This is a genomic window from Pseudomonas sp. NPDC008258 (genome assembly GCF_042956345.1).
Taxonomy (GTDB): Bacteria; Pseudomonadota; Gammaproteobacteria; order Pseudomonadales; family Pseudomonadaceae; genus Aquipseudomonas.
Genome location: NZ_JBIBGE010000004.1, coordinates 243,209 through 249,594, shown reverse-complemented (window position 1 = coordinate 249,594; position 6,386 = coordinate 243,209). Strand labels below are relative to the sequence as shown.

Annotated in this window: 6 protein-coding genes; 4 read left to right on the top strand and 2 right to left on the bottom strand. The window is 63.0% G+C overall.

The window, feature by feature from the left end; genetic code table 11:
* Positions 1 to 166: 166 nt before the first annotated feature.
* Positions 167 to 823 (bottom strand): HAD-IB family hydrolase, encoded by a 657-nt coding sequence (locus tag ACFY9W_RS05165; protein WP_391126647.1) that lies wholly within the window; start codon positions 821 to 823, stop codon positions 167 to 169.
* Positions 824 to 963: 140 nt separating this feature from the next.
* Between ACFY9W_RS05165 and ACFY9W_RS05160 the strand changes: the two genes are divergently transcribed.
* Positions 964 to 1,443 (top strand): RNA pyrophosphohydrolase, encoded by a 480-nt coding sequence (locus tag ACFY9W_RS05160; protein WP_023532670.1) that lies wholly within the window; start codon positions 964 to 966, stop codon positions 1,441 to 1,443.
* A gap of 22 nt (positions 1,444 to 1,465) precedes the next feature.
* On the top strand, positions 1,466 to 3,745 hold the full coding sequence (gene ptsP, locus ACFY9W_RS05155; protein WP_391126644.1) for a phosphoenolpyruvate--protein phosphotransferase: 2,280 nt from the start codon (positions 1,466 to 1,468) through the stop codon (positions 3,743 to 3,745).
* Between the two features lie 117 nt (positions 3,746 to 3,862).
* Here ptsP and ACFY9W_RS05150 read toward each other — a convergent pair whose 3' ends face one another.
* Positions 3,863 to 4,609, bottom strand: coding sequence for an NRDE family protein (locus tag ACFY9W_RS05150; RefSeq protein ID WP_391126641.1), 747 nt, complete (start codon positions 4,607 to 4,609; stop codon positions 3,863 to 3,865).
* A gap of 129 nt (positions 4,610 to 4,738) precedes the next feature.
* Between ACFY9W_RS05150 and ACFY9W_RS05145 the strand changes: the two genes are divergently transcribed.
* Positions 4,739 to 5,521, top strand: coding sequence for a TSUP family transporter (locus tag ACFY9W_RS05145; RefSeq protein ID WP_391126639.1), 783 nt, complete (start codon positions 4,739 to 4,741; stop codon positions 5,519 to 5,521).
* A 16-nt stretch (positions 5,522 to 5,537) separates the two neighbouring features.
* On the top strand, positions 5,538 to 6,344 hold the full coding sequence (gene lgt, locus ACFY9W_RS05140; RefSeq protein WP_003249027.1) for a prolipoprotein diacylglyceryl transferase: 807 nt from the start codon (positions 5,538 to 5,540) through the stop codon (positions 6,342 to 6,344).
* The last annotated feature ends 42 nt before the right edge of the window (positions 6,345 to 6,386 follow it).

The following is a 6,386-nucleotide window of genomic DNA, read 5'->3' as shown; positions in this document are numbered from 1 at the left end:
TTGGCGCGAGTAGTATTTGCCCTACTGAAAAGCGGAGACGAGTATCGATCAAAAGCCGCTTAAAAAACTTCCCTAAAACCATAGAATCTCCCACAAAAAGCGGGTTTGCACGGTCCCTGTGGGAGCTGGCTTGCCGGCGATGGGGCGCGCAGCGGCCCCGGCAATCTCAAGCCCGCAGTGAAACCACCGGCCACCCGCGCTTCTCGGCCTCGGCCCGCAGGTTCGGGTCGGGGTCCACCGCCACGGCATGCGTCACCCGCTGCAACAACGGCAAATCATTCATCGAGTCGCTATAGAAATAGCTGTCCTCAAGATCAAAGCCGTTCTCCAGCATCCACCGCTCCAGGCGCGTCACCTTGCCTTCACGGAAACACGGTATATCGGTACTGCGCCCGGTGTAACGGCCCTCATGCACCTCGCATTCGGTTGCCAGCAGCACGCGAACCCCAAGGCGCCGGGCAATCGGTGCGGTGACGAAGCGGTTGGTAGCGGTGATGATCACCAACTGGTCGCCGGCTTCACGGTGCTGCTGCAGCAAGGCCAGGGCCTTGGGCAGGATGATCGGCTCGATGCAGTCGCGCATGAAATCGCGGTGCCATTCATCGAGCCGGGCCGCAGGCGTAGCCGCAAGGATCTCCATGGAGAAGGCCAGGTAGGCCTGCAAATCCAGGGTGCCGTTGAGGTAGTCCTGATAGAAGCCATCGTTGCGTTGTTTATAGGCAACCGGGTCGAGAATGCCGCGCTGGCAGAGGTAGTCACCCCAGGCATGGTCGCTGTCGCCACCGAGGAGGGTATTGTCCAGGTCGAATAAAGCCAGGCGCATCGCAGTCACTCGCATCAGCTACAGGGTGGCCCGCAGAATACGGAGTTTTCACGCGGCTGCACATAAGCTTGGCCGGCGCGTTGCTGCGCTCGCAAGCTTTGTGGAACAATGCGGTGACATGCGTTTGCGAGGTTGCTGCCGTGATCGACCCGGATGGTTTTCGCCCCAATGTCGGGATCATTCTCACGAATGATGCCGGGCAGGTGCTATGGGCTCGCCGGATCAACCAGGATGCCTGGCAGTTTCCCCAGGGGGGTATCAACCCTGACGAGACGCCGGAAGATGCCCTGTACCGCGAGCTGAACGAAGAAGTTGGCCTTGAACGCGATGATGTGGAAATTCTTGCCTGCACCCGCGGCTGGTTGCGTTATCGTTTACCCCAGCGACTGGTCCGTACCCACAGCCAGCCGCTGTGCATCGGCCAGAAGCAGAAGTGGTTCCTGCTGCGCCTGATCAGCAACGAACAGCGGGTGCGGATGGACCTGACCGGCAAGCCGGAATTCGACGGCTGGCGCTGGGTAAGCTATTGGTACCCGCTGGGCCAGGTTGTGACATTCAAGCGCGAGGTATACCGGCGCGCCCTGAAAGAGCTAGCACCGCGCCTGCTGACGCGCGACTGACGACGGAGTTCGACCCCGAGCCATGCTCAATACGCTGCGCAAGATCGTCCAGGAAGTAAACTCCGCCAAAGATCTCAAGTCGGCGTTGGGGATCATTGTCTTGCGCGTCAAGGAGGCCATGGGCAGCCAGGTCTGCTCGGTCTACCTGCTTGACCCGGAAACCAACCGCTTCGTGCTGATGGCTTCCGAAGGCCTGAACAAGCGCTCCATCGGCAAGGTCAGCATGGCCCCCAACGAAGGCCTGGTCGGCCTGGTGGGCACCCGGGAAGAGCCGCTGAACCTGGAAAACGCCGCCGACCACCCGCGCTACCGCTACTTTGCCGAAACCGGTGAAGAAAAATTCGCCTCCTTCCTTGGTGCACCGATCATCCACCACCGCCGCGTGGTCGGGGTATTGGTCATCCAGCAGAAGGAGCGCCGCCAGTTCGACGAGGGCGAAGAAGCCTTCCTGGTCACCATGAGCGCCCAGCTTGCCGGGGTAATCGCCCACGCAGAAGCCACCGGTTCGATTCGTGGCCTGGGGCGCCAGGGTAAAGGCATTCAGGAGGCCCGCTTCGTTGGTGTGCCGGGTTCACCGGGTGCCGCTGTGGGGCGTGCCGTGGTCATGCTGCCACCCGCCGACCTGGAAGTGGTGCCGGACAAGACCGTCGATGACATCGACGCCGAACTCAAGCTGTTCCAGAACGCCCTAGAAGGCGTGCGCGACGACATGCGCAAGCTGTCGGCCAAGCTGGCTACCCAGCTGCGCCCGGAAGAGCGCGCACTGTTCGATGTGTACCTGATGATGCTCGAAGACGCGGCCCTGGGCGGTGAGGTGACCGAGGTCATCAAGACCGGCCAGTGGGCCCAGGGCGCGCTGCGCCAGGTGGTGGGCGAGCACGTCAACCGCTTCGAGCTGATGGACGATGACTACCTGCGTGAGCGTGCCTCCGACGTCAAGGACCTTGGCCGGCGCCTGCTGGCCTACTTGCAGGAAGCCCGTTCCCAGTCGCTGGTGTACGCCGACAACACCATCCTGGTCAGTGAAGAACTGACCCCGGCCATGCTCGGCGAGGTGCCGGAAGGCAAGCTGGCTGGCCTGGTCTCGGTACTGGGCTCGGGCAACTCCCACGTTGCCATCCTGGCCCGCGCCATGGGCATCCCTACTGTGATGGGCCTGGTCGACCTGCCTTACTCCAAGGTCGACGGCATCGAGATGATCGTCGACGGCTACAAGGGCGAGGTGTTCACCAACCCCAGCGATGTGCTGCGCAAGCAGTACAGCGAAGTGGTCGAGGAAGAGCGCCAGTTGGCCAAAGGCCTGGATGCCCTTCGTGAACTGCCGTGCGTCACCCCCGATGGCCACCGCATGCCGCTGTGGGTCAACACCGGCTTGCTGGCCGACGTTGCCCGCGCCCAGCAGCGTGGCGCCGAAGGGGTTGGCCTGTACCGCACCGAAGTGCCGTTCATGATCAACCAGCGCTTCCCCAGCGAAAAAGAGCAGCTGGCCATCTACCGCGAGCAGCTGGCGGCCTTCCACCCGCTGCCGGTTACCATGCGCACCCTCGACATCGGCGGTGACAAGGCGCTGTCGTACTTCCCGATCAAGGAAGAAAACCCGTTCCTCGGCTGGCGTGGCATCCGCGTCACCCTCGACCACCCGGAAATCTTCCTGGTGCAGACCCGCGCCATGCTCAAGGCCAGCGAGGGCCTGAACAACCTGCGCATCCTGCTGCCGATGATCTCCGGCATCCACGAGCTGGAAGAGGCGCTGCACCTGATCCACCGTGCCTGGGGCGAGGTGCGTGACGAAGGCACCGATGTGCCGATGCCGCCGGTGGGCGTAATGGTGGAGATCCCGGCAGCGGTGTACCAGACCAAGGAGCTGGCGCGCCAGGTGGACTTCCTGTCGGTGGGGTCCAACGACCTGACCCAGTACCTGCTGGCGGTGGACCGCAACAACCCACGGGTCGCCGACCTGTACGATTACCTGCACCCGGCGGTGCTGCAAGCGCTGAACACCGTGGTGCGTGATGCCCATGGTGAAGGCAAACCGGTGAGCATCTGTGGCGAGATGGCGGGCGACCCGGCGGCGGCCATTTTGCTGATGGCGATGGGCTTCGACAGCCTGTCGATGAACGCCACCAACCTGCCGAAGGTGAAGTGGATGCTGCGTCAGGTGAACATGGGCAAGGCCAAGGAACTGTTGGCCGAAGCCTTGAGCCATGACAACCCGCAGGTTATCCATAGTTCGCTGCAGTTGGCGCTGAAGAACCTTGGGCTGGCGCGGATGATCGGGCCTGGGGCCAATAAAACCCTGTGATTCAGCGGTTGCCCTTACCGGCCTCTTCGCGGGCTTGCCCGCTCCCACAGGGATCGCCGCAGTACCTGTGGGAGCGGGCAAGCCCGCGAAGAGGCCGGTAAGGGCAACCTCAAAAGATCAGACCAAAAGCTCAACTTCCCCCAGATGCCCACCAAAGGGCCCGAAACTGCGCTCAATTAACTGCCTTCTACCCTGATCATCCACAATCAGCACGGTACTCGCCCGCGTCCCATAATTCTGGCTGGCAATAAACACACTCGACAGCAGCCTCTCGGTCGCCAGCCCCACGCCTGTCTCCGGTAGCTCCCCATCAGCCGCAGGCTCGCCATCAGCCAGCAACGCCAGCAATCGCGCCGGCTCGGGCGTGTCCAGCAACCTCTCCAGCCCGCTTCGCGCCTTCACCAGCTTCGGCCAAGGCGTGTCCAGCCCGGCATTGGAAAGCCCGTAAACGCCTGCCTCAAGCAGGCGTGGCGCCGCGTCCCGGGCATTCAGGTAACCCAGTTGCCGCTCGTCACCTACCAACAGGTTGAACCCCGAATACTGCCCGTTCTGGCTGGCCACCTGGTCCAGGTAAGCCTCAACCCCTAGCTCGCCCTGCAAATACGCCGCCACCAGTTCACCCCGCGAGCGGGCCCCCAGCGGCTGGCCCGGGTCGCGGATATTGGTCAGCGCCGCAAAGCGCCCCTGCGGTCCCACGCCCAGCCAGGTACCACCGGCCTCCAGGTCGCGCCCGGCATACACCCCGGGCGCATCCTCCCAGGCAGCCAGGGCCTGGGTAGGGCGGGCATGGAACTCGTCGCGGTTGGCCGCGACGATCAGCGGCAGGGCATGCCCCGGCCGCCAGGCAAATACGATCAGGCACATCGGTTGGGCCTCTGTGTTTCTTGCCACTGTACCCACAGCGGCGGGGCGGATCCATCCTGACACAGAGTTCACTAGAGCCCCGAGCCCGGCTTCCGTTACCATGCCGGATTGTTTTTCTGGGGAAGCCGAATGGAATTCGTGCTCTATCTGCTGTTGGGCGCCTGTGCCGGTGTGCTGGCCGGGCTGTTCGGCGTGGGCGGCGGCATCATCATCGTGCCGGTGCTGGTGTTCAGCTTCACCTTGCAGGGTTTCGATGCCTCGGTGCTGACCCACCTGGCAGTCGGTACGTCCCTGGCAACCATCGTCTTTACCTCCATCAACGCCGTGCTTGAGCACCACCGCAAGGGTGCGGTGCAGTGGTCGATCTTCGCCTGGATGACCTTGGGCATCCTGCTGGGTGCTGGTGTCGGTGCCAAGACTGCCTCGCTGATTCAGGGGCCTCTGCTGCAAAAGATCATCGGCGTGTTCGCCCTGGTCATCGCCGCACAGATGGCCCTGGACCTCAAGCCCAAGGCCAGCCGTGGCGTCCCCGGCAAGCCCGCGTTGATCGGCGCCGGCGGCGTGATCGGTTGGGCCTCGGCCATTTTTGGTATCGGCGGCGGGTCGCTGACCGTACCGTTCCTGACTTCGCGCAGCCTGCCCATGCAGCAGGCGGTGGCCACGTCCTCGGCCTGTGGCCTGCCCATTGCGATGGCCAGCGCCCTGAGCTTCATGGTGCTGGGCTGGCACGAGGAGCACCTGCCGGCCCACAGCCTGGGTTACGTGTACTTGCCGGCACTGGTCGGTATTGCCGTGACCAGCATGTTTTTCGCCCGCTTCGGCGCGCGCCTGGCGCACAAGCTGTCGCCCCGTTTGTTGAAACGCCTGTTCGCAGCCCTGCTGTTCTGTGTCGGCCTCAGCTTTTTGATTTGAATCGAGAGGAAGTTCCATGCTGCCTTACCCGCAGATAGACCCCGTGGCCTTGGCCATCGGGCCGCTGAAAATCCACTGGTACGGCCTGATGTACCTGATCGGCATCGGTGGCGCCTGGCTGCTGGCCTCGCGCCGTTTGAACCGCTTTGACCCTACCTGGTCACGCGAGAAGCTGTCCGACCTGGTGTTCTGGCTGTCGATGGGGGTGATTGTCGGTGGCCGATTGGGCTATGTGCTGTTCTACGACCTGCATGCCTACCTGGCCAACCCGACGCTGATCTTTGAAGTGTGGAAGGGCGGCATGTCGTTCCACGGCGGCTTCATCGGGGTGATGCTGGCGGCCTTGTGGTTCGGCAAGCGCAATAACAAGTCGTTCTTCGAGCTGATGGACTTCGTTGCCCCGCTGGTGCCGATTGGCCTGGGGGCCGGGCGTATTGGCAACTTCATCAATGCCGAGCTGTGGGGTAAACCCACCGATGTGCCATGGGCGATGATCTTCCCACCGTTCAGCGACCCGGCACAGTTGCCACGGCACCCGTCGCAGCTGTACCAGTTTGCCCTGGAAGGCGTGGCGCTGTTCGTCATCCTCTGGCTGTTCTCGCGCAAACCGCGGCCCACCATGGCGGTCTCCGGCATGTTTGCGCTGTTCTATGGCATCTTCCGCTTCATCGTCGAATTCGTCCGCGTACCGGATGCCCAGCTCGGCTATATCGCCTGGGGCTGGCTGACCATGGGTCAGATTCTGTGCGTGCCGATGATCCTGGCTGGCCTTGGCCTGATCTGGTGGGCTTATAATCGCAAGCCCACGGCGAAACCCGCCTGATTAATCCCACGGCAGGGGCGATCCCCCTGCCGTTTTTGCTAC

Excerpts from the sequence above, each read along its gene's own strand:
- ACFY9W_RS05145 (WP_391126639.1), top strand. The coding sequence starts at position 4,739 with ATGGAATTCGTGCTCTATCTGCTGTTGGGCGCCTGTGCCGGTGTGCTG.
- ACFY9W_RS05150 (WP_391126641.1), bottom strand. The coding sequence starts at position 4,609 with ATGTGCCTGATCGTATTTGCCTGGCGGCCGGGGCATGCCCTGCCGCTG.
- ACFY9W_RS05165 (WP_391126647.1), bottom strand. The coding sequence starts at position 823 with ATGCGCCTGGCTTTATTCGACCTGGACAATACCCTCCTCGGTGGCGAC.
- ptsP (WP_391126644.1), top strand. The coding sequence starts at position 1,466 with ATGCTCAATACGCTGCGCAAGATCGTCCAGGAAGTAAACTCCGCCAAA.
- lgt (WP_003249027.1), top strand. The coding sequence starts at position 5,538 with ATGCTGCCTTACCCGCAGATAGACCCCGTGGCCTTGGCCATCGGGCCG.